This window comes from Serratia sp. ASV30 (genome assembly GCF_016428815.1).
Lineage (GTDB): Bacteria > Pseudomonadota > Gammaproteobacteria > Enterobacterales > Enterobacteriaceae > Chania > Chania fonticola_C.
On sequence record NZ_JAELTL010000029.1, the window covers coordinates 1 to 23,225 of the forward strand.

The 23,225-nt window shown below is 49.9% G+C and carries 15 protein-coding genes; 8 read left to right on the forward strand and 7 right to left on the reverse strand.

Features of this window, described 5'->3' with window-relative positions; all coding sequences use genetic code 11:
• The 8 genes from JHD74_RS14205 to JHD74_RS14240 form a co-directional block, all read left to right on the forward strand.
• Positions 1-200: hypothetical protein (locus tag JHD74_RS14205; RefSeq protein ID WP_199062932.1), on the forward strand; the 200-nt coding region annotated here is incomplete at its 5' end.
• Positions 149-1,981 (forward strand): glycosyltransferase, encoded by a 1,833-nt coding sequence (locus tag JHD74_RS14210; RefSeq protein ID WP_199062933.1) that lies wholly within the window; start codon positions 149-151, stop codon positions 1,979-1,981. The genes JHD74_RS14205 and JHD74_RS14210, both read left to right, overlap by 52 nt.
• Complete coding sequence (locus JHD74_RS14215) at positions 1,972-3,339, forward strand: DUF3131 domain-containing protein (RefSeq protein WP_024528876.1); 1,368 nt, start codon at positions 1,972-1,974, stop codon at positions 3,337-3,339. The genes JHD74_RS14210 and JHD74_RS14215 overlap by 10 nt, the downstream gene beginning before the upstream one ends.
• A 9-nt stretch (positions 3,340-3,348) precedes the next feature.
• Positions 3,349-4,929, forward strand: a complete 1,581-nt coding sequence (locus tag JHD74_RS14220) for a DUF3131 domain-containing protein (RefSeq protein WP_199062934.1) — start codon at positions 3,349-3,351, stop codon at positions 4,927-4,929.
• Complete coding sequence (locus JHD74_RS14225) at positions 4,914-6,317, forward strand: DUF3131 domain-containing protein (RefSeq protein ID WP_024528874.1); 1,404 nt, start codon at positions 4,914-4,916, stop codon at positions 6,315-6,317. Before JHD74_RS14220 ends, JHD74_RS14225 begins: the two co-directional genes overlap by 16 nt.
• 1 nt (position 6,318) lies before the next feature.
• The gene (locus tag JHD74_RS14230) at positions 6,319-6,771 is read left to right on the forward strand and encodes a hypothetical protein (protein WP_024528873.1); all 453 of its coding nucleotides are present in this window, start codon (positions 6,319-6,321) and stop codon (positions 6,769-6,771) included.
• The gene (locus JHD74_RS14235; RefSeq protein ID WP_199062935.1) at positions 6,761-9,460 is read left to right on the forward strand and encodes a response regulator; all 2,700 of its coding nucleotides are present in this window, start codon (positions 6,761-6,763) and stop codon (positions 9,458-9,460) included. Before JHD74_RS14230 ends, JHD74_RS14235 begins: the two co-directional genes overlap by 11 nt.
• Positions 9,457-11,667 carry a glycoside hydrolase family 2 protein gene (locus tag JHD74_RS14240; RefSeq protein ID WP_199062936.1) on the forward strand — a complete coding sequence of 737 codons (2,211 nt, stop codon included), beginning with the start codon at positions 9,457-9,459 and terminating at the stop codon, positions 11,665-11,667. Before JHD74_RS14235 ends, JHD74_RS14240 begins: the two co-directional genes overlap by 4 nt.
• 88 nt (positions 11,668-11,755) lie before the next feature.
• Here JHD74_RS14240 and JHD74_RS14245 read toward each other — a convergent pair whose 3' ends face one another.
• The 7 genes from JHD74_RS14245 to JHD74_RS14275 form a co-directional block, all read right to left on the reverse strand.
• Positions 11,756-12,202 (reverse strand): ATP-binding protein, encoded by a 447-nt coding sequence (locus tag JHD74_RS14245; protein WP_024528870.1) that lies wholly within the window; start codon positions 12,200-12,202, stop codon positions 11,756-11,758.
• Positions 12,203-12,230: 28 nt separating this feature from the next.
• Positions 12,231-12,569 carry an STAS domain-containing protein gene (locus tag JHD74_RS14250; RefSeq protein ID WP_024528869.1) on the reverse strand — a complete coding sequence of 113 codons (339 nt, stop codon included), beginning with the start codon at positions 12,567-12,569 and terminating at the stop codon, positions 12,231-12,233.
• Positions 12,570-12,578: 9 nt separating this feature from the next.
• Positions 12,579-13,862 (reverse strand): PP2C family protein-serine/threonine phosphatase, encoded by a 1,284-nt coding sequence (locus tag JHD74_RS14255; protein WP_233169540.1) that lies wholly within the window; start codon positions 13,860-13,862, stop codon positions 12,579-12,581.
• A 14-nt stretch (positions 13,863-13,876) separates the two neighbouring features.
• On the reverse strand, positions 13,877-14,701 hold the full coding sequence (locus JHD74_RS14260; protein ID WP_178380887.1) for a hypothetical protein: 825 nt from the start codon (positions 14,699-14,701) through the stop codon (positions 13,877-13,879).
• A 61-nt stretch (positions 14,702-14,762) separates the two neighbouring features.
• Positions 14,763-17,204: a glycogen/starch/alpha-glucan phosphorylase gene (locus tag JHD74_RS14265; protein ID WP_233169541.1), complete on the reverse strand. Its 2,442-nt coding sequence runs from the start codon at positions 17,202-17,204 to the stop codon at positions 14,763-14,765.
• A gap of 380 nt (positions 17,205-17,584) precedes the next feature.
• Positions 17,585-18,562, reverse strand: coding sequence for a diguanylate cyclase (locus JHD74_RS14270; RefSeq protein WP_024528865.1), 978 nt, complete (start codon positions 18,560-18,562; stop codon positions 17,585-17,587).
• Positions 18,549-23,126, reverse strand: coding sequence for a CHASE domain-containing protein (locus tag JHD74_RS14275; protein WP_199062937.1), 4,578 nt, complete (start codon positions 23,124-23,126; stop codon positions 18,549-18,551). Before JHD74_RS14275 ends, JHD74_RS14270 begins: the two co-directional genes overlap by 14 nt.
• Positions 23,127-23,225 lie beyond the last annotated feature (99 nt).

Genomic DNA, 23,225 nt, shown 5'->3' on the forward strand with positions numbered 1-23,225 from the left:
CCCCCCCCCCCCCCCCCCCCCCCCCCCCCCCCCCCCCCCCCCCCCCCCCCCCTTTTTTAGATGTGTATAAGAGACAGGCATATCCTCTATTGTTAACTAAGATTGTAAAGAAAAATACTACTCTTTCCGCCCGTAAAAGGAATGCAAGGTGCGTTTTTATTTTTCCTCGTTTGAGAACAGAAAGCCACCAAGCCCACTAAAAAACAGCCTAACTATTGAGTTTGTTTGGCAGATTTTGGCGGTGGCTGCCTTGATTATTGGTGCCAATTACATTCGCTGGCGATGGATGGACTCACTGAATTATGATGCCTTATGGTATGCCGTTCCACTCGCCGTGGCAGAAACATTGGCTTACATCGGCTCAGTGTTATTTACCCTCAATCTCTGGTTGGTGCGTGACGTCCCCATGCAAACGCCTCCTGGCTGCATAAATGAATGTCTGGATGTTGAAAACTTGTCTGACGATCGTCCAGTCAAAGTCGATCTGTTTATTGCCACCTATTCAGAAGAAACCGAACTTGTCCGTTTGTCGATCAAGGATGCAAAACGTGTCGTTTATCCTTGCCCGATAGATTACAAAATCTATGTGCTTGACGATGGACGCCGCCCGGAAATGAAGCAGGTGGCGCAGGAGGAAGGGGTTTATTATCTTTGCCGCGCAAACAACATTGGTTACAAAGCGGGAAATCTGCGCAATGGAATGGAGAATACCGATGGTGATTTTATCGTTATCTGTGATGCAGATACACGCGTATTTCCGACAATCCTGAGTAATACCCTAGGTTATTTCCGTGATCCTCTGGTGGCCTGGGTACAGACTCCGCAGTGGTTTTACGATCTACCTGAAGGAAAACGTTTACCATTGTTGCTACAGCAAAAAATGGGCGCACCGGGGAAAGCTATCGGCAAAACGCTAGAGGCATTGCTGGGCCCATTGACCATCGGCCATGATCCCTTCTTCAACGACCCAAAAATGTTTTATGATGTGATCCTGCGTCGACGTAATCGTGCCAATGCGGCCTTCTGCTGCGGCGCAGCTTCTGTGCATCGCCGTGAAGCCATCATGCAGAGCGCGTTGCGCAATTATGCGGAAAATGTCGAAAGGGAAATCGCCCTGCACACTTCAGATATTACCGATCATGAACTCCGCACTACCTTAGGCCAAGCTATGCGGCCACATGTGGTATTCGATATGGAACTGACACCTTATAAGTTCCATGTGTCCGAAGATATCTATACGTCTATTATGTTACACGGCGATCCGGAAAAACGCTGGCGCTCAGTGATGCATCCTGATGTTGAATCCAAAATGCTGTCGCCGCAGGATTTACTGACCTGGATGATCCAGCGATTCAAATACGCAGCCGGCTCCCTGGATATCTTCCTACACGACAAGATCTTCAACAACCGGAATCTGAAACTCAGCCCGGCACAGAAATTAATGTACGGCACCACATTCTGGTCTTATCTGGCCTGCCTGTGGAATACGGTGTTCTTGATTTCCCCTCTGATCTATCTGTTTACAGGCATCCCACCCGTGTCAGCCTATTCGACCCCGTTCTATCTGCATTTTTTACCTTTCTTTCTGATTTCGGAGCTGGCATTTATGTTTGGTACATGGGGAATTTCTGCATGGGACGGCAAGTCATCCTATCTGGCGTTATTTTCCATGAACTTGCGAGCATTAGATACGGTGCTTCGAGGGGAAAAAATCAAATTCCACGTGACGCCGAAAGAAAGACAGCAAGGAAATTTCCTGGGATTGGTCAGGCCACAACTGGCGATCATCCTGCTGACGCTGTCAGGTCTGCTATGGGGTGGCATTCAGTTGGCTTTGGGGAATATCGCAGATCCTGCTGGCTACGTGATCAATATCTTTTGGGGTGGGGTGAATATCATGGCCATGCTCCCTATGGTGCTGGCCGCAATCTGGCGTCCGGAAACTGACGAAGCGCTAGAGGAACCATCGTCATGTCATTAAGGCACAACCTCCTGCAGGCTCGCAGCCATATTGCAATTATCCTGGGTTTCCTGATTGCCTTCAGTGTGGTGCTGTACATTGAAACCCACATGCCTCCGCCCCCGGTGGAAAGCGCCGCACTGAAGCTTAGCCATGATTTCCCTCCATTGCCCGCGCCACGGGCACTGACCTTTGAAGAGGCGATCTGGGCCCGCGTAGCCTGGCAATATTTTATCAATAATACCCAGCCCTCGGGGTTGGTTAATGCGATCGACAATCAGCCCTATACCAGCATGTGGGACAGCGGCAGTTATCTGATGGCCATGATGAGCGCCCAGCGCCTCGGTATTATCAGCCGTGCTGAATTAAATAGCCGCATGAGTAACGCATTGAGCGCACTGATCAAGCTACCGTTATATCAAGGGAAATTACCCGCCGTCTACTATGACACGTTACAGCTTGGCATTATGGATAGCCCGTCACTGCAAAGCCCCGATCCCGGTTGGTCGGCAGTCGATATCAGCCGCCTGCTGATGTCATTAAACATCAGCGTATGGCTTTATCCAGAGCAAACTCCAGCTATCAATCAGTTGCTGACGAATTGGCAGTTGGATGTACTGTTCGCACAGCAGTTACCACAAAGCCCCTTCAGTTTGCGAGATGTACCAAAGTGGCAACTGATAACGCGGGATAACCGTCCAGGTTACGGCTACCGGCTTTATGCCGCCCAGGGCTTGCAAAACGCCAATGCGGCCGCGGGGATCGTGCTGAGTCAGCCGCTACCAAAGCAACGCTATATAACCATCGAAGGCGTTGAGATCCCTTATGACGGGTTGATTAAAGTCGGTAAGGAGGATCACCCTATCGTGGTAAGCATGCCCTATATTCTGACGGGTCTTGAGGCCGGTTTTGACGTCAATTCGGCGGAAATGGCCTGGCGTATCGTGAAGGTGCAAGAAAGTCGTTACAAGAGCACTGAAGATTTTACTTACATCAGTAACGACTACGAAGAACAGAAACCTGACTCCGGCGACAAGAAGCAGGCAAACCATTTGCCTTTAGCGATTGATACCTCGCGTGGTGAACTCAATCGCACCGCGTTGCAACTATCGACCAAATCCGCTTTTGGTTGGTATGCCCTCTTCCGCTCCCCCTGGAGCGAAAGTATGCGTCGACGTGCAGCCCCGCTATTGGCACCGGGCAAAGGCTGGTATGACGGTATTCGTGCGCAAGACCAAAAAATCAGTACCACTATCAGTGCAAATACCAACGCTATGGTTTTGGAAAGCTTGTTATATCTGACTCAGGGGCCCTTATTGTGCCCATCTTGCCAGTCCGGCTCACCCGCAGATATCCCAAAGAACAACGGCAGCAATTAAGGAGCCATTATGCATTCGCAAGGTCTTGGTAAACCGTTTCACGTTATCCGCTTGTTAAAGTATCTCCTGGCGGTTGCTACTTTATTACTCTGCGGGTTGTTTACTCTTGCCGCTGCCGCAGAAGGAGGCCTGCCAGCCGCCAGTTACCCTCAACGACATGGGGAACTTACGCCACGTGAACACGCCATTGCCGTCAAAGCATGGGAGTACTTCGTTTCAAACTATCAACCCGCGACAGGGCTGGTGAATGCCGTCAATAATTACCCTTCTACTACCATGTGGGACAGCGCCTCTTATCTGGCCGCCTTGACGGCCGCGCGTGAACTGGGCCTGATTAATAAAGAGCAGTTTGACCTGCGCCTGATCAAGTTTTTGGCAACCCTGAATACCATCCCGCTGTTTCAGAACCAGATCCCCAACAAAGCCTATAACACCATTACAGCACAGAAAGTGGATTATCTTAACAAACCCGGCGAAATCGGCTTTTCTGCTATTGACCTCGGACGCATGTTGATCTGGCTGAAGATCATTAAAGAGCGCTATCCAGAATACGGCAATGATATTGACAACGTGGTGTTACGCTGGGATTTCAGCCATGTAATTGACGATTGTGGCACACTATACGGTGCCAATCTGGACGCCAACAAACAGCCAGTCTACGTGCAGGAGGGACGCTTGGGCTACGAGGAGTATTCTGCCACCGGTTTCCAGCTTTGGGGATTTTCCACCTGTCAGGCGTCCCGGGCAGAACCCTACCAACTTGCCGATATTTACTGCGTCTTGGTGCCTTATGACTCACGAGATCCGCGCACGACCAGCCAGCATAACTATGTGGCATCAGAACCTTATGTACTGCATGGTCTAGAGATGGACTGGGATAAAAGCGAGGACTCAGGCAACGAACTCGGTAAACATACCCACCCTTGGATGCAGGATTTCGCCAACCGCGTTTATCAGGTTCAGGAGAACCGTTATCTGATTACCGGACGGCTTACAGCCCGCTCGGAACACCAGCTCGACAAGGCCCCCTATTTTGTTTATGACACGGTCTATTCCGATGGGTTTGACTGGAACACCATCACGGACAAAGGGGATTTCGTCCCGCAGATGGCGGCAATCTCACTGAAAGCGGCGTTGGGTATGTGGAGCCTGTGGCAATCGCCTTACACTGACCGGCTGCTTGATGCCATTGAGAATGCAGCGGAGCCAGGCAAAGGATTTTATGAGGGTCTTTATGAGAACGGTAGCGGGCCAATTCGTGAATTCACCGCCAATAATAATGGCATCATGCTGGAAGCATTGCTGTTCAAGAAAGAAGGCCGCTTGCTGAAGCTTAACACCCTCGCTCAGTCAGACAAAAACTATGCTCCATCCCTATGGGATAAAACGCTGGTGAACGTGTTTGAACCTAAAAATACGCCGCTGAACCGACCGTTTATCAACCCAACGCCGGGGCTGAAGAACTGGTGCGAACAAACTGGCGTAGCCGTACGTAACGCACCGGCCTGTAAGGCCTGTAAATGCCCGCAATGTCAGACCGATGAACCTATAAAATTACCCCCGGTTTCAACATCATGCTTAAAACCCTGAAGTTTTTGGCGTATACCGTCGCGGCTGCCGTAATTGTGGTGCTGATCGTCACGCTGCTCACCCCCGTACAAAATGGCTGGCGCTATCTCATTCATGGCGGTCTGAATTATCCCGGGCGTCTCGGCCCGCTGAATGATGAGGAGTTGCGCTGGGCAAAAATCGCCTGGCGTTATTTCCAGAACAACACTCAGCCTTCCACCGGCTTGGTGAATGCTCAGGATAACTACCCGAACACTTCACCGTGGCAGATTGGCGATACGCTAGTGGCTCTCACGGCGGCCAGACAGTTAGGGTTAATGGAACAGCAAGAGTTTGATCAGCGTCTGTCCAAAATACTCACCACGCTGAACCGACTCCCGCTCACACCGCCAGGCGTACCAAACCTGTTGTACGATACCGTCAAAGGAACACCGATCACACCAGACCACCAGCCCTATCCTACCGGCTGGGCCGTACGGGATATCGCCCGGTTGATGCTGGGCTTACACATGGCGGCAAGTTACTCACCGGAATACGCCAGTTTTATAGAAAAGGTTATCTTGCGCTGGAATTTTTGCTCTATCGTTACGCCTGATGGCCAGTTGCAGAATGCCCATGCGCAGCAAAAGCAATGGCGTAAACAGGTTGAATCAGACGTCGGTTTCGGCAGCTACAGCACCAGCGTCTTTGAGCTCTGGGGATTTCGCCCTGCGCCAATGGAGAAGATTCCTTTCAAAAACGCCATCATTAGTGGGATCCAAATCGCTTTCAGCGCTGAGGATCCGCGCGTTTCAGGCGTTCCGGTAGTGGTTGAAAGCACGCCCTATTTACTGGATGGCTTGGAATTCAGCTGGAAATTCCCCGCCCCTACCGGTGCAACAGTAAGCCTGCAATATCAACGTGCTCAGGCCATTTATCAGGTGCAAGAGAGCCGCTGGCAGTTGGATAAGCTACTGACCGCCCGCGCCGACTTTGCTCGCACCGAGGCACCGTGGCTGGTTCATGGCAGCATTTTTGCCAACGGCTATCCTTGGAATACGCTTGCCGACGACGGCACCTATCGTCCAGACCTGGCGCTACTGTCCACCAGGGCAATATTCGGACTGTGGGTACTATGGGATACGCCATTTACCGACGCCCTGATGCAGCTTGGCCGCTGGCATAACGATGAACAAAGGGGTTGGTTCGAGGGGCGATATGAAAACGGTGGCGGTCATAACCGGGCTTTTTCATTAACCACCAACGCGATGGTGCTTGAGTCCCTGTTTTACAAGAGTAACTATGGGGCACTGATCCGAAAATCACCTGAGACGGGTTATCTGGATGCGCAGATGAAAGATGTCTTTAACTGGCCGAATCATTGTCTACCGCAGGAAAGAGCCCACCTCCCCAAAGCAGGAGGGCAATAACATGAGCACAAATTATGATGTGCTGTTCAACGACAGCTATGACCGGATCACCGCAGCGGATCATGGGGATGCCTTTTTCTCCCATTTCTATGCGTTGTTCATCGACAGCACTCAAGCACTTAATATCTTGCCGACCCCGCAAGCCCATCAGGCACAGCAAAAAATAATCTATAAATCCTTTTTCTATATGCTGTCAGTCGCCTCCACCTACGTTGTTTCCGACTATCTGAAGCATGTTGCCCGGGAACAGAGCGATCAAGGTCTCAATTTGCCCGCCGCAGTATTTGCCTACTGGCGTAGAGCCGTGTTGCAAACCGTGCGCGATTTGGATCCCCTGTGTGATGAAGAGGTGCTAACCGCCTGGGCAATTTTTATGGCTCCTGGGTTGGAATTCATGCGGCGTCAGGCAGAACTGCGTCATGATGTTGGCACCGAGGGTCGCGATGAAAAATAATGCTTTGTTAACCGCATTGGATGTTATCCCGGCTGGTCTGCTGGTTTATGACAGGGAGGAACGCCTGAGCTACTGGAATCGTAAAGTAGTGGAATATTACCCTGGATTACGGCAACTGCTTCAGCCGGGTATGCCGCTGAAAGCGGTTATCGATAACGTTATCAATGCCAGCTATGCCTCTTCATATCGACAGAAAAAGTCACAGCTGGCCGAAGCCATGCTCAAAAACTACCGGCAGGAGGAACATTACGAGATCCGTAACCTGCCGGAACGCACGCTGTACGTGCAACATAGCCGGATACCCGGTGGTGGCATAATCAGCTTGCACACCGATATTACCCATTATGCCGATATCGTCCATTCCGGGCAGGTGTTACATAACGATTTCATTCTAGCGGCTGAAACCTCCCATATCGGGATTTGGGATTGGGAATGTAGTCACGATCGGTTGCAGGTTAACGATGCGTTGTTATTACTGCTGGGGATCGGCCGTGAAAGCCATCAATTTACCTCAGCCCTATGGCGACAGGTGCTGCATCATGACGATTTACCGCTGTTACTCAATAGTCTGCATCAGGCCAATAACACGGTGCTGCCGGTGTTTGACTGTGAGGTGCGAGTTAAGCATCAAACAGGTGACTACCGTTGGATATTAATCCAAGGGCAAATCATCAGTCTCGGCCTGCAAGGTGAAGTGCAACGGGCCATTGGCACGCTGCAAGATGTTACAGAACGCAAAGAGGCCGAAGTATCATCCCGGCAATCCGTCGAGCTTGCCCGCGCTGCCAATCAGGCCAAGAGCGAGTTTCTGGCCAATATGAGCCATGAGATCCGCACGCCGATGAATGGCATTCTGGGCATGACTCAATTGTGCCTGGAAACCAGCCTCAACAAAGAACAGCGGGACTACATCAATATGGTGTACTCATCCGCACGGGCTTTGTTGAAGATCATTGATGACATCCTGGATTTCTCAAAAATCGAGGCAGGCAAAATCGTTCTGGAACTGGAGAACGTCACACTGCGGACGTTGATCCATGAAATCACCCGGCCGCTGATGACCAAATTCGCCGAAAAAGGTCCTGAGCTGATCGTGGATATCCATCCGCATGTCTCCACCACGCTCTACTGCGATGCGCTGCGCCTACGGCAAATCCTCACCAACCTGATTGGCAACGCACTTAAGTTCACGCAAGACGGCGAGGTGGTGCTACGCATCGCCCCCTCACCGTCGCTCGCGGGCATGCTGACTTTCAGTATTACCGACACCGGTATTGGTATCAGTGAAGACAAACAGGCCATTATTTTTGAATCCTTCAGCCAGGCAGACAGTTCAACAACGCGCAAATACGGCGGAACCGGACTGGGGTTGACCATTTCGGCCCGGTTGGTCGCGATGATGGGCGGCAAACTGCAGGTTTCCAGCCAACTTGGGCACGGCAGTTGCTTCTACTTTTCCCTGCCCGCTCACGCCGATGCGGGTATGAGCCCGGCTCGCATGATCACCGTGTTGCCTAAAGCGCTTGTGGGTATGGCAGTTTTGGTGGTGGACGACAATAAAACCAACCTGCGATTACTGTTCGATATGCTGCGCAATATGGGGTTCAAACCATATTGCGTGAATTCCGGCAAGGCGGCGCTGGAGATATTGAGCACCGGCCAGCGCTTTCCGTTGATCCTGCTGGATTCACAAATGCCGGAAATGGATGGTATGGCGTTGGCGCTGGAGATTATGTCTACGCCCAGCCTGCGCCTGTGCAAGTTGATCATGCTCAGTTCCATGGGTAACCGGGTAGACACCGCCGTACTGAAAAAAATCGGTGTATCGGGCTTTCTGACCAAACCGATTGACGCAGCTGAACTGCAAGAGACCATCATCCGCACGCTGAACCCCGAAGATGCGACCTGCAAGCCCTTACCCGTGGAGGTGAACGAACCGGTGCAGGGAGTCAGTAACGGTTACCGGCTTTTGGTGGCTGAAGATAATCTGATCAATCAACAGTTGGCGATCAACTTCATCCGTAAGCTGGGCCACACCGCTGAAGTGGTAGATAACGGCAAGCTGGCATTACAGAAATTGGAACAAGGTCAATACGATGTGGTTCTGATGGACCTGCAAATGCCGGAAATGGATGGAATTGAAGCCGTACAACATATTCGTGTCCAGGAAAAGCAGCAGCCAGGAAAACATCAGCCGATCATTGCCATGACCGCACACGCGATGAAAGGCGACCGGGAAATGTGTTTAGCCCACGGATTTGACGGTTATATCAGCAAACCTATCCTGCTTGAAAACCTGGGGGCGGAAATACAGCGTGTCTACCATCTCAAACAGGTGGAGCAAGAAGCGCCTATCTTCGATTACCCGCAGGCCCTGGCTCAGTTGAGCGACGATAAGACGCTGTTTAACGAATTGGCGGCCATCTTTATCGAGGAATTACCCGTGCTGTTAGCCAAGCTACATGGCGCGTTAGCGAAACAGGATTTTGACGCTATCCGGCGTAGTGCCCATCAGTTGAAAGGCGAATGTCTCCACTTTGTTTGCGCGCCGCTGGAAAACCGACTCAGCCAGATGGAACAGGCGGCAACAGCAGGCAACCTGCCTGAGATCCTGGTTCAAAACATTGGTCTGGATGGATTGTGCCAACAGTTACAGACTGCGCTTGCCGCAGCCAGAGAGGCACCATGAAGCAAGGTTATCTGCTGTTAGCACTTCTCGTCTTCGGCTGCAGCCAATATCGTTCGCAACCAACAACGTTCAACGATATCGATCTGGACGACACATGGCAGGTCAGCGATGCTAACTCAACGCCCAAATCCCCCGATAAGAGGATACTGGACACTTTACATTGGCAGCCATTGAAAGTGCCTGCCAACTGGTACATCGCTGGCCTTGACCATCAGGGGGCGCTGTGGTACCGCACTCGGTTTCAACTGCCAGACCTGAAAGCCGACCAGATGGCCACGCTGGTATTTAACGCGGTGGATTATCGCACAGATGCCTGGTTAAATCAGACTCGCCTGGGCGCTCATCAAGGGTATTTCCAACGTTTTCAATTTGATATTACCCAAGCCTTGCAACAGGACAACCAACTGCTGGTCCGGGTAGACAGCCCCTTTGAAACACCGGGCAAAGTCTGGCCACTGCACAAACAGGCGATAAAAGGGATACTTTCACAGCATGATACCCGCCCTGGTGGAGCTTGGTCACCGCATGGGCAAGATGCCAACTCCGGCGGGATCTGGCAGCCGGTGGCGATCCACCTCAGCCGTGGAGCAACCATTGATAACCTTCTGGCTACCCCGTCTTGGGATAAGGGGTTGGAAAATCCGCTCTTGAAGGTACAGGTGAGCTACCGGGCAACCAAACCCCGGCTAGCCAAGCTGCGGATCAGACTGACGCCCGATAATTTCAACGGCCGGGACTATTATCTTGAACAACCGGTGATGCTAGGTGCTGCAGAGAGCGACCGTCAGAATCTTATAGTATCCCTGCCACTGCTTCATCCGAAGCTTTGGTGGCCAGCTGGCTATGGTAAACAGCACCTTTATCGGATCACTGTCAGCCTGACGGACACCGAAGGAACGATGGACCAGAAAACCCTCCGTACCGGTTTACGCCAGATAACGCGTGATGCCACAGACAGTACCTGGTATTTCAATGGCAAACGGCTGTTTATTCGCGGAACTAACTACATTGGTTCGCCCTGGCTGGGCAGTATGACCGCCAATCTTTATCGCCGTGATTTACAAATGATGTTGCAGGCAAACATCAATGCCGTGCGTGTCCACGGACATATTGCAGGCCAGGCGCTCTACGAACAGGCTGACGAATTGGGGCTGTTGCTCTGGCAGGATATGCCACTGCAATGGGGATATGACGACAGCGCGGCCTTTGCCTATGAAGCAGCCCGCCAGGCAACGGACATGTTGGTGCAATTTGGCAGCCATCCGTCGATCGTGGTTTGGGGGGGGCAGAATGAGCCCCCCTTTGACTCTCCCTGGATGAAGGACCTGTTTTCAGACTGGCGGCCAGATTTGAATCGCAGTCTGGCAAAAACTGTTGCCGATGCCTTGCGTACGGATCACAGCCGTATTGTGCACTCTTGGTCTTCTGTAACCGAGCATTACTGGCAGGGTTGGTATTTCGGCGTGATGACCGATTTCCTCAAACCGGCGAAGAGCGCCACTATTACCGAGTTTGGTGCACAAGCTCTGCCCGAGCTGGTAACACTTCGCACCATCCTCCCGGAGAGCCAGTTCTGGCCAAAGACAACCGATCCTAAGGATTCTGGTTGGCAACATTGGGAATATCATAATTTCCAGCCAGCACAAGCATTCGGTCTGGCTAAAATTGACCGTGGCGCCGATATAGAAGAGTTCATCACCAATACACAAAACTATCAGGCTGAGCTGATACAAATGGCGGCAGAGAGCTACAGACGTCAACGTTATCAGCCAGTCACCTCACTCTTTCAGTTTATGTTCAGCGAAACCTGGCCCTCAATAAACTGGGGGGTGATTGACTACACCCGTAAACCTAAAAAAGGCTATTTTGCGCTGCAACAGGCTTACCAACCGGTATTACCTTCAATCGAACCGATCACGCTCGATTGGCAGGTGGGAAAACCAGGGAAAATCGGCCTGTGGGTGATTAACGACCGCTGGTTGAACTACGGCAATACCCGGTTGACATGGCGCTTGCTGCAAGGGCAACAGCAGTTGGCGGCGGGTAGTCTGCAACTCGACCTGCCGGCAGATAGCGGGCGTAAGGTCAATGAAATTATAGTGATACCACGTTCAAACAGCCCAATGCAGTTGATCACCGAAATCAGCGATCGTAACGGTTCATCACTCGGTAAAAACAGTCTGCGTTTTGAGATCTCAAAGAAATAAACGTTGCGTCAAGCCGCAGCAAATACGGGATGCCAATAGGGTATCCCGTTGTGCCTCGAGAAAAATTCTGTGTATAAAGCAATTATGGCTATTCACTGGGGAAAAATTTAATTAACGTCATGATATTACGGCCATTTTTCGTGAAATAGCTGACATCATCCATCATGGACCGGATCAATATCAGCCCCATTCCCCCCTCTGGCCAGCTAGACTGAATCAATGGATCCGGCGACAAGCCCGATGAGCGTCCCAGATCACGCAAAACCTCATCAGGGATCGCCGTACCGGCATCAGACAGCGTCAACGTCAAACAATGATTGTCATGGCTCAAAGTAATAATGACATGCTGGCTATCATCGTAGTTCACCGCGTGCTTGACGATGTTGGTAAATGCTTCACAAGAGGCCAGATCAACCTGATAAACCAGCGCAGGATCAAGCGCCAAGGGAGCAACAAAGTCATACAGCGCGTTGCTCAACTCAGCCAAGCGACTCAGCGATGCTGATAAACTGAGTGTGGTGCTGACACTTGCCATACGACCTCTCTAACGGCTTGAAACGGTTTCAGCGGACCATGGTTTTCAGCATCGATGCGCGATCCTGACCAATAGTGAAGATCCTATCCATCCGGGTCAATTTGAACATATTCTGGATATTGCTGTTCAATGAACAAAGTACCAGTTCGCCACGGCCATTGAGCGCCTTGAGTATCGACACCAGAGCCCCGAGGCAACTACTGTCAATAAAGTCGACGTGGCTAAAATCCAGTAAGATAACGTGCTTGCCTTGCTCGATGAAAGAGAGGATCTCCTGCTTGAAGACCACTGCCACCGAGGCATCAAGGCGACGTACCAGCGGAACAATAATGTCGACCCCATCCTCAGACTGAATGTCAAAATTCATAATGATTCCTTAATTGATTGATAAACCGATACGTTCAATGGCCATTAGCGAAATATCGTCGGCAAAAGACCGCAGCTGCCTGGTATGCTGTTTCTGCTGATTTTCCGGTTCACTACTGCGCCAGGTATTCAACGCCTTCTCCACACATTCAAACACCTGATTTTTGGGTAACATACGATATTCACACAGCAGTTGTTGCAAGCGTTCCTCACCATAGAGCTCCTGCTGGCCATTTTCACATTCAGTGATCCCGTCGCTATACAGATACAGGCGATCGCCAATATCCAGCGTGAAGTGGTTATCCTGATAATCGGCATCAGGAAACAGCCCTACGGGCATTCCCCCCTGGCCCACCGACAGCAGTTCACCGTTGGCACGAATAATGAGCGGCGTCGGATGTCCTGCCTGGCAAAGCGTACCCTGCCCATTCGTGGTATCTATCACGCCATAAATCAGCGTGTAATAACTGAATACTTCGTCATTATCCAAGCAGAAACGCTGGTTCAACTCCCCCACCACCTCATGTGGAGCAACCGGGAAACTTTCCCCTGCGGCATTTTGGCTGATTAACAGTTGGCTACTGATGCGCCCGGTCATGAATTCCCTTGCGACGGCCAGACAGAGCATGGCCGCGCTGACGCCATGGCCAGCAACGTCCACACTGAAAAATGCGATATGCCGTTCATCCAGTGAGAAGTAATTCAGTAGGTCCCCAGAAACATAAGCCGAGGGCAGAAACATCCAATCGGCCTCAAACCCGGCCAGTGACAGGTTATGAGCGGGCAGAACGCTGTGCTGCAGCTTGGCTGCAGCCTGTAGATCGGATTCGATTTGCCGATAAGCAGAGGAGATTTTCTCATTGCGAGCGGCCAAGGTGTTCTCAAGTAATAATACCCGCTCTGCCGCGTGCAATCGGGCGCGGAGTTGATTCTGATTGACCGGTTTGGACAAAAAATCGTCGGCCCCGGCTTCCATCCCCGTGAGCAGATCGTCCAATGACTGCCGGGCGGTCACCAGAATGGCATAGATATAATGACCAAAATCGTGACTGCGGATCGACCGGCATAGAGCGACGCCATCCATTACCGGCATTTCCCAATCGCTGATCAGGATATGTACCGGCTGCAACGCCATCTGACGCAGTGCACACTCTCCATCTTCCGCCTCGCAAGTGCGGAACCCCCATTTGGCCAACATGGATGCCATCAGATGACGATAGCTTTTCGAGTCATCGACAATCAATACCATCACATCCATCGCATTGGAGGAATGGTTATCGGTAAACGGTTGCATAAACCCCCTTTGCCTCATAAAGGCAGTGTCCAGCTCAGGTTGATGCTACCCTGGCGAAAGTTACTATTCGCATTACCGCGCCAGGGGTAACGGGTCCCTGTATAATTACTGTATTGGATCGTTATCGCACCAGGTTGATAGCTGGAGACATAACCAAAACTATAGGTGTAATCATAATCAAATGGTTGCTGCTGTTCTTTTTGCGGATAATAAAAACCAGACACTCGCAAGAAATAGTGCTGTTTCAAGGTATAACCACAACTGGTCAACAGACTGCGTTTGTTCTGCTCCAACGACGAGCTTTTCACCGAATAGTAGCGTGCGACATAGGTATACCCAACTTGGCAAGTCATGCTGTCGTCTTGGTTGATCAGTAGATGTTTTTCGACGTTTTCAGGAAGCGAAAATTTGTACGCCAAGGTCCATGCACCTTGCTCAAAATAGGTGTGTCGTTGCCCATCTGCCGGATAAAAGTGATTATTTTCACCATAGTTGCCATAAACCAGGCTAAAAGTGCCCGGATGCCAGTCATCATAGCCAAAACTGTAGACATAATCCGTGCTGTATCTGTTGGTGTCCTGCAACGGCACGCGCGTTGTCATGTTGGCAAAGAAATAGCTCATCGGCGTATATTGCAGACTGAACAATAGCCGCTGATTATACTTCTCCTGCAACTCTGTGCTGTTCGGGCCGGTTGGAACATAAATCGGTTGCCTTGACAGAGGCGAGCTGTAAGTCAATGCCGTCGAAATCTTTGACTCACTGCCGGAGAAAAGGCGTGACCACGGTGTTGTAAAGATTTTCACCGGTGGCGGTATACTCTCTGCACTCCACGCCATTGAGGCCGTTATTGTACTAGCAGCCACTATTCCAAGCCCTGCAAAAAAACGCTGATTCATATCAAGAACCTATCCCCCAAATTTCCGTGGCATAGCCTCTGATTGTGCGATCGCTGGAGAAACTGCCCATATTGGCAATGTTCAACAGTGCCCGCTGGTGCCATTGCTGCTGTTGTAAGAAATCTGTCTGTGCCTGATGTTGAGCCAGGCGATAACTGTCAAAGTCCAGCAAATGGCAATAGTGATCGGCTGCGGTGAGCATATGATAAATCGGCAGGAAAACGGCCTTGTCCGCATTAAACCGGCCAGAGATAAGTGCCTCCAGCACGGCGCTGACGATGGGGTCACGGTTGTGATCAATACGATTGTGTGAACCAACCTGTCGATGGGCAGTGATTTCATCCGCATTGGCACCAAACAGGTAAAAGTTCTCTTTTCCGACGGCGTCACGGATCTCAATATTGGCACCGTCCAGCGTTCCGATGGTCAATGCCCCGTTCATGGCAAATTTCATATTGCTGGTACCGGAAGCCTCAGTACCCGCCGTGGATATCTGTTCAGAAAGGTCGGTGGCAGGGATAATGTGTTCAGCCAGTGAGACTTTATAATCCTCAAGGAACAGCACACTAAGCTGACCTTTTACTCGCGGGTCACCATTGATTGTTTTCGCAACCTCATTGATCAGTTGGATGATAAGCTTCGCCATTGCGTAGCCCGGAGCGGCCTTCCCGGCAAACAAATGCACTTTCGGTGTGGGTGTATGACCAGACTCGATAATTTCCAAGTACAGATGTATGACATGCAAAATATTCAGTAATTGCCGTTTGTACTCATGGATACGCTTCACCTGGCAGTCAAACATGGCCAATGGATCAAGCTGAACTCCCTGTTGAAAGGCAATCTGCCGACAAAGCGCTTGCTTGTTCTTGAGCTTTAACGCCTGAACTTCTTCCACTATCCCCTTTTCATTGGCGAATTTTTTCAATTGCTGTAGCCGATCGAGATCGGTGACCCAACCATTACCCAAATGACGGGTTAAAAACATCGCCAAACCAGGGTTAGCCTGCTGGATCCAGCGCCTAGGCGTCACCCCATTGGTTTGGTTGGTGAACTTTTCAGGTGTAATAAAATAAAAATCGGGCACCAGCGTTTGTGTGATCAATTCAGAATGTAACTTGGCAACCCCATTGACCTTATGGCTACCCACGATTGCCAGATTTGCCATGCGGATTTTTTTCTCTGCCCCTTCTTCAAACAGTGACAGTGAAGCCAGCAAATGTGGCTTATCGGGCCATTTTTCCGCCACCTCGCCAAGTAATCGATGGTTAATTTCATAAATAATTTGCAAATGACGTGGCAGCAATTTCTCAAATAGCGCCACTGACCAGGTTTCCAGCGCTTCGGGCATTAAGGTATGGTTGGTGAAGGCACAGGTCTTTTGCGTAATCTCCCAGGCAGCAGACCAGTCCAGGCGATGTTCATCCACCAGGATCCGCATCATTTCGACAATGGCAAGCGCCGGGTGCGTGTCGTTAAGCTGAATGGCAACGGCATCAGGTAGCGCCGTAATATCTGACGAATGCTGAGCATAGTCATGAAAAATGTCGCGCAATGTACAGGCCACGAGAAAATACTCTTGCGTCAGCCGTAACTCTTTACCTGATTGGATCTCATCAGCCGGGTAAAGTATTTTCGAGATATTCTCGGAAGCGATTTTCTGGCCGACTGCCCGCAAATAGTCGCCGCGATTAAAGATATGGACATCAAACGAATCGGATGCACCCGCACTGTATAACCGCAGCGTATTCACCGTTTTCCCGCCGTAGCCAGTCACCAGGTAATCATGAGGGATACCGACAATAACCTTCCAATCCATCCACATAGGATTGTAATTTCCCTCAATATCATAACTCTCTTCTATATGACCGCCGAGGGGAATTAACATCAACTGCGAGTGGTGCTCAATCAACCAGGGGGAGTGCATTGAGTGCCAATCATCCGGTTGCTCAACCTGCTGGCTGTGCTGAATGGATTGTTTAAACAAACCGTATTCATATTTGATACCATGTCCTGAGGCCGCGATATCCAGTGTTGCCATAGAATCGATAAAACACGCCGCCAACCGACCCAGCCCACCATTACCTAATGCAGCATCCGGTTCTTCTGCCGTGATGTGTTCGAAATCAAACCCCAATTCAGTGACCGCCTGTTCGGCCTGTTGCAGCAGGCCTATGTTCATCAGGTTATTACGCAGAGATTGGCCAAGCAGGAACTCCATAGATAGATAATAGAGACGTTTGGATTTTGCTTTTTCTTGTAACTTCCTGGTACTAAAGAAACCATCAAGTTGATAATCCCGTATAGTTAATGCCAGTGCGTTAAAAATGTCGGCATTCGTTGCATTATCGACCTCCAGACACAGACTATACTTCAGTTTTCTGATGACGCTTTTCTTTATTTCTTCAACATTTGGCATCTTGACGTTGGTTGAATCCGTCCTCATTTTAACTCCTAATGCGTTCCTAAATTTGAGTTATTCTGATTAAAATCAGAAAAGCAAAAAATGTTCGATAAGTATAGACGGTCTTTTACTATTGAGTGAGTATTGTTAATGACGAATATTCCTACACTTACTTATTGCAATTGCTACAATTTTGCCGATAAACGCTCACTTTCACCCCATATTCCCGATGGGAACAAGTTGTTGCGCTCATCCCCTATACCTGAACGGACATGCCTGCACAAAGCTCTTACGCCCCCCCCCCCAGAAAAGAACTGAGGCGTAAATCACGCCAAGGTGAAGCTTACGGGTACACACTCGATCATGAGGATGCTCATGCAAATTTCCCTTGTGAAATATTTTCGACACTTGTCACACAATCATCATATTGATCCACGCTCAGCGTTTTCTAAAAATGTGCCGCAGGTCTGATTTTTACCATTTTTCTTCGCCTGATAGAGCTGTGCATCTGCCTGCAATAGGAAATCGGTAAGCACACCAGGGCTTTCAGCACTTCGGCAACAAACCCCCAGGCTGATACTGATAAAGGGGGAGGTCGAGGAGTCGGCGTGGGGGATCGCCAATTCCATAATCTGTAATCTTATAGACTCCGCCACAGCCATCGCACCGATAAACCCAGTATCAGGCAGCAGGCAAGCAAATTCTTCGCCACCATAACGTGCAACCAGATCGGTTGGGCGCTTAAGGGCATGGTGGATAGCTTTTGCAACACGACGCAAACAGTTATCCCCAGCCAGATGGCCATACAGGTCGTTATATTTCTTGAAAAAATCGATGTCAACAATAATCAGGCTAAGCGAAGTTTGATGGCGGTAAGCCAACGCCCATTCCTGGTTCAACCGCTCATCAAAATAGCGCCGATTATGGACCTCGGTGAGTCCATCCAAATAGACTAACTGGCGTAACAAATCAGATTGAGCCTTCAGTAACAGATGTGTTCGCACACGCGCTCTGACCGTATTCCTATTGATCGGCTTGCTGATAAAATCGACCCCGCCTTCATTAAAACAGCGAGTTTCTGTCTCTTCATCAATATGAGCCGTGACAAAGATGACAGGAATATCCTTGGTCTCTGTGAGCGCCTTGAGCTGAGCACATACCTCATAACCGCTGATATCAGGCATTTCGATATCCAATAAAATCAGATCCGGTTTCTGTTTAAGGCAGACATCCAGCGCCTGTTTTCCATTGGTCGCCATGCACACATTGTGATCTGCAGAAAATGCCTGGTAGAGCATCTGAATATTTATCGGATGGTCATCGACAATAAGCAGCTTTGGCTTCGCCAGCCTTGGTAAAAGCACAGTGGGATCCTGGTCGGGAAAATTATTGATCGTCATCGTTTTTATCTCTTTGAATGAAAGCCTGGTCCAAAAACGCTTGAGCTATCTGGCTCGCCAGAGCGAAATCTAGCTGATTGATCGCTTGACTCAACGGGGATAATACCTCACCAAACTGGTGGCCAAAAGTCGCCTGTAATTGACCCATCGCTTCCAATGCTGCCATATCTGAATTTTGTAGCAGCACCATCAGTTCGCTTAGCTCCGCAACAAGAGATTGTGCGTACTTATCCCCAATTGATCCGGTTTCAACCCCCTCACCCTGCAACATCTGACTCAATGCAGTCATCCCGGATTGCACCGACCGAGCCTGCGCTTTTACTTCGCTCAACAAGCAATCTAACGCTTGCGCAGTGGGAAGTGGCACACTATTCAATAAAGTTTCCACCTGGCCGGCTTTCTGCGACAACTGAGTTGCGCCAAACTGGGCCGCAAGCCCCTTGATGGTGTGCAACAGACGCGATGCGGATCGCCAGTCCCCCTGGGTGAACAAAGCATCTAATTGTTCAGGGAAATCTGCCAGTTCTGACTCAAACAGCAATATCATTTTCTGGTATAGCGAAATATCGCCCCCTAATCGATTAAGCGACGACGCCAATTCAATACCGGCAGCAGCAGCAGCCTCTTCCCACTGCGCTGATAGCACAGGAAGAGTCCCTTCACTGGTGGTTATCTGTATACCGGGTTGTTCGCTATATTTCCGTATCACACGGATCAGATCCTTCAGATCGAAGGGTTTGCCAATATGATCATTCATCCCAGCAGCCAAGCAGGCATCGCGATCGGCAGTCATCGCGTTGGCGGTCATGGCAATAATAGGTAAATCCAATAACCCCAGCGTGCTACGAATATACTGCGTTGCGCTTAAACCATCCATGACGGGCATTTGCAAGTCCATCAACACTAAGTCGACGGAAGATCGACTGGTCATCAGCATATCAATGGCTTCCTGGCCATGATTAGCGATCTGAATAATAGCGCCTTCGTCCTCCAATAACTCGCGAGCAATCTGCTGGTTATTCACATTATCTTCGACGATCAAAAGCCTGATACCAGATAATTGGTGCGAAGAGGTCACCGGTCTAGATTGGGAATGATCGGGTTGTTTTCCTTCGCTTAAAGCATCGATGACTGAATCCAGCAGCATAGAAACCGTAATAGGTTTTACCAGATACCCATCAAGCAATGCCTGATCTTCTTCGCTTCTCTGTAACAACATTTCGCGATCATGGGCGGTGATCATCACGATCATCGGGGCAAGGCCTTCCGGCATGAGTTCGCGCACTGATTTGCTGGTCTGCCAGCCATCCAAACCCGGCATCTGCCAGTCAATGAATAATGCGCCGTAGGTAATACCTTGTTCGCATTGCTGCTTCATCAACTGCAATGCTTCGTTGCCACTGGTGGCTACATCAACAGTCCATTTCAACGACTCGCCCATACGCTTGATCAGATCGCAGGCGGTCGGGTTATCATCAACGACCAAAACGCGTAAATGATTTAATGCTTGTGCTCTGACTGCAATTGATTCAGGCACTTCATGCTCAATAGCTGTACGGGCAGGAAGAGACAGCGTGATCGTGAAATGGAACAGGCTTCCATGGCCAAGCTGGCTTTCTAGCTCCAGAGTGCCCCCCATCAAGGCCACAAAGCGCTGGCTGATGACCAGCCCCAATCCTGAACCACCAAAGCGACGGCTGATAGAGGCTTCCGCTTGTGTAAAGCCACTGAAAATACGTTCCTGATGCTCAGGAGCGATCCCAATCCCTGTATCGCGTACACCAAACTGCAAGGTCACATGTCGACGGTCCTGTTTAACGACCTTAATAAACAGTATCACCTCGCCCTGCTCGGTAAATTTCAGAGCATTGCCCCCAAGGTTGATTAATATCTGTTGCAATCGCATGCTGTCACCTTCAACAAGCAAGGGTAATTGCGGATCAATATCAAACAGGACTTCAACGCTTTTGACTCTCAGGTTACTGGATAAAATAACAGACAGATCGCGCAGCATCACATGAATATCAAATGGAATGCATTCCAGCAGCATTTTTTGCGATTCAATTTTCGAAAAGTCTAATATGTCATTTAGCAGCTGTAATAACGTGCGGGCAGCCGCTTCAATTTTGATGGCATAATCGGCCTGTTTATGATTCAGCCCCGTCCTTCTTAATAGTGTCATCATGCCTAGAACGGCATTCATTGGCGTACGCAATTCGTGACTCATAGTCGCCAGAAAAGCAGACTTGGCGTTATTGGATTCCTCTGCGGCCAGCCTGGCTGCCCGGAGTGCATTTTCGTCCTCACGTTGCTGAGTAATGTCACGATTGATACCCATCATCAGAATAGGGTGGCCATTTTCATCCCGCTCAACCATCCCGGTCGATTGAATAAAACGTATTTGATTATTGATAATGACCCGGAAGTTCTGGCGGTAAACATCTTCCCTCTCCAGCGCTAAATTCACGGCCTGTTCAACTCCTGGGCGATCTTCCGGGTGCAGCAAATCATACCAATAGCTCTGAGGGATAGGAGCATTACGTAGTGTCGCGGGCAGCGCATAGATATCATTCATCCGCTCATCAAAAGAGAGCGTGCCATCCGGAAGACTCCAGGACCAGATCCCTAGCTCCGCGACATCAGTTGCCCTGGCAAGCTGGTTACGGGCAATGATCAGGTTGACCTGCTGATTCTTGCTGGTTGTGATATCAATTTGGATGGAGATATATCGCTCAATCTCTCCAGCCCTGTTTTTAAACGGGGCAATCGTGGTATCAACCCAATAAATACGTCCATCCTTCGCCCTATTGCAGATCTCCCCCCGCCACGAAATCCCGCTGGAGATATCTTGCCACATTGATTGCCAAAAATCGGCCGAATGGGTATGCGAGTCTAATAACCGATAATTCTGGCCTATCAGCTCTTCCCGCTGATAACCACTGATATTGCAGAATGCGTCATTAACTTCCGTCACTAACCCATTGTTATCAGAGGAGGAAATGATACCGTGTAAATCAAGGGTACTGAGCAACGCATCATTCTCGCGCAATGCCGCCTCAAGCCGCTGGTAAGTCGCTTTACGTTCACTGATATCGGACTCAATAGCCATAAACCCGATGAGTTCGTTTTGCTCGTTATAACGGGGTTGAATTTCTAATTCAATCCAGTACTCCTGGCCTAATTTAGAGCGATTGACTATTTCGCCCGTAAATGCTTCCCCCGCATCCAATGCGGCCTTCATTGCCGCAGCCACCTCTTTGTCAGTATTGGAACATTGCAGCAATTGCCCAGGAGACTGACCGAGCACTTCGGTTTTACTGTAACCCGTAATGCGCTCAAAGCCCTCGTTAACCCAAACGATCAGGCGGTTTACATCCGTAATAATCACGGCATTGGAGGTGTTTTTGGCCACCAACGCCAGGCGCTCAAGGTCTGCCGTCATGTTGCGAGCCAGTATTTCTGCACGATATCGCCCGTTCATTTGCTGACGAAGCAGTAGTGCCAGTGCGGAACTGAGCAAAAAACCAAAAGTAAACAGCAACCACGGAGCATAACGCTCCGTCAATGCTTCAAAGGCGGGAGTGCTACTCACTCGCAAAGTCATCTCTCTCCCTGGCAAACGCAATGTACTTATATTGTGAAATATTCGTGTATTTATAACCTGCCCGGAGTGTTCCTCTGGAGGAATATAATTGGGATCTTTACTGGCATCAGCATCGAAAATCAAATGTTGTAAGGACAAATCCTGCGTACTATCAAACAGCTCAATATCCACTCGTCCATTCACAAATTCTGGAATATCACGTAACAGATCGGCAATCACGATAGGCGAATAGAGCAACCCCACCAATGATGCCTGCCGTTCAACAGGCGTCATTGGACTTGTTCCATGGGCATAAACAGGCACAAAAAGTAATACCCCCGGCGTTTTACGATTATCCTGCACCAAGTTAATGGTGCCAGACAAGGTCGCTTTACCGGTGTTAATCGCTAACAGAGCGGCCTCCCGCCGAGTAGTTTGCGAACCAACATCGAGCCCTTCGGCACCATGATTATTTTCAGCGGGCTCAATAAACTTAATCAGATACAGCACGTCGCGTTGCTTGTCATCGAGTTGGCGAACAGAAAACTTTGGCGCACCATCAGCTCTGACGTCGGCAAGAAACGCATCCAGATTATTACGCTGAACACGTTGGATAAAACCAAACCCACGCACGCCAGGGAACTCAACGGGTAGATCACGAGATGCAACATAGGCACGGAACTGCTCACGATTCAAGTGGTTATTGGTAGCATAAGCGCCTTTCGCACCATTCAGGCCATTTACCGGTTGATAAAAGCGTCTGATAATCTCACCGGAAATCCTTTCAACGTTACGTTGAAACTCGGCCTTGGCACTGAGTTCAACTTCGCTATAAAGCCACCGGGCCGCAACACCTGAGAAAATCACGCCGACAAAAAATAGTAATACCGGTAAGAAATTAGCTTTTTGTATCTGACACTTATACCAATAAAATGATGACTTTTGAGTACGTTTACTTTCATTTCTCTGCGGATATGCCATGTAAACTCACTATCCCTATAACCAGCAATAGCTGAAGCATAGTCGGATTGTTATATGAATCAAGGCGCTTTTATGCACTCAATTGGCTTCCATGTTCAC

Excerpts from the sequence above, each read along its gene's own strand:
- JHD74_RS14255 (WP_233169540.1), bottom strand. The coding sequence starts at position 13,862 with ATGCAACCGTTTACCGATAACCATTCCTCCAATGCGATGGATGTGATG.
- JHD74_RS14220 (WP_199062934.1), top strand. The coding sequence starts at position 3,349 with ATGCATTCGCAAGGTCTTGGTAAACCGTTTCACGTTATCCGCTTGTTA.
- JHD74_RS14270 (WP_024528865.1), bottom strand. The coding sequence starts at position 18,562 with ATGACGATCAATAATTTTCCCGACCAGGATCCCACTGTGCTTTTACCA.
- JHD74_RS14265 (WP_233169541.1), bottom strand. The coding sequence starts at position 17,204 with ATGAGGACGGATTCAACCAACGTCAAGATGCCAAATGTTGAAGAAATA.
- JHD74_RS14250 (WP_024528869.1), bottom strand. The coding sequence starts at position 12,569 with ATGAATTTTGACATTCAGTCTGAGGATGGGGTCGACATTATTGTTCCG.
- JHD74_RS14260 (WP_178380887.1), bottom strand. The coding sequence starts at position 14,701 with ATGGCGTGGAGTGCAGAGAGTATACCGCCACCGGTGAAAATCTTTACA.
- JHD74_RS14215 (WP_024528876.1), top strand. The coding sequence starts at position 1,972 with ATGTCATTAAGGCACAACCTCCTGCAGGCTCGCAGCCATATTGCAATT.
- JHD74_RS14245 (WP_024528870.1), bottom strand. The coding sequence starts at position 12,202 with ATGGCAAGTGTCAGCACCACACTCAGTTTATCAGCATCGCTGAGTCGC.
- JHD74_RS14225 (WP_024528874.1), top strand. The coding sequence starts at position 4,914 with ATGCTTAAAACCCTGAAGTTTTTGGCGTATACCGTCGCGGCTGCCGTA.
- JHD74_RS14275 (WP_199062937.1), bottom strand. The coding sequence starts at position 23,126 with ATGGCATATCCGCAGAGAAATGAAAGTAAACGTACTCAAAAGTCATCA.
- JHD74_RS14235 (WP_199062935.1), top strand. The coding sequence starts at position 6,761 with ATGAAAAATAATGCTTTGTTAACCGCATTGGATGTTATCCCGGCTGGT.
- JHD74_RS14230 (WP_024528873.1), top strand. The coding sequence starts at position 6,319 with ATGAGCACAAATTATGATGTGCTGTTCAACGACAGCTATGACCGGATC.
- JHD74_RS14240 (WP_199062936.1), top strand. The coding sequence starts at position 9,457 with ATGAAGCAAGGTTATCTGCTGTTAGCACTTCTCGTCTTCGGCTGCAGC.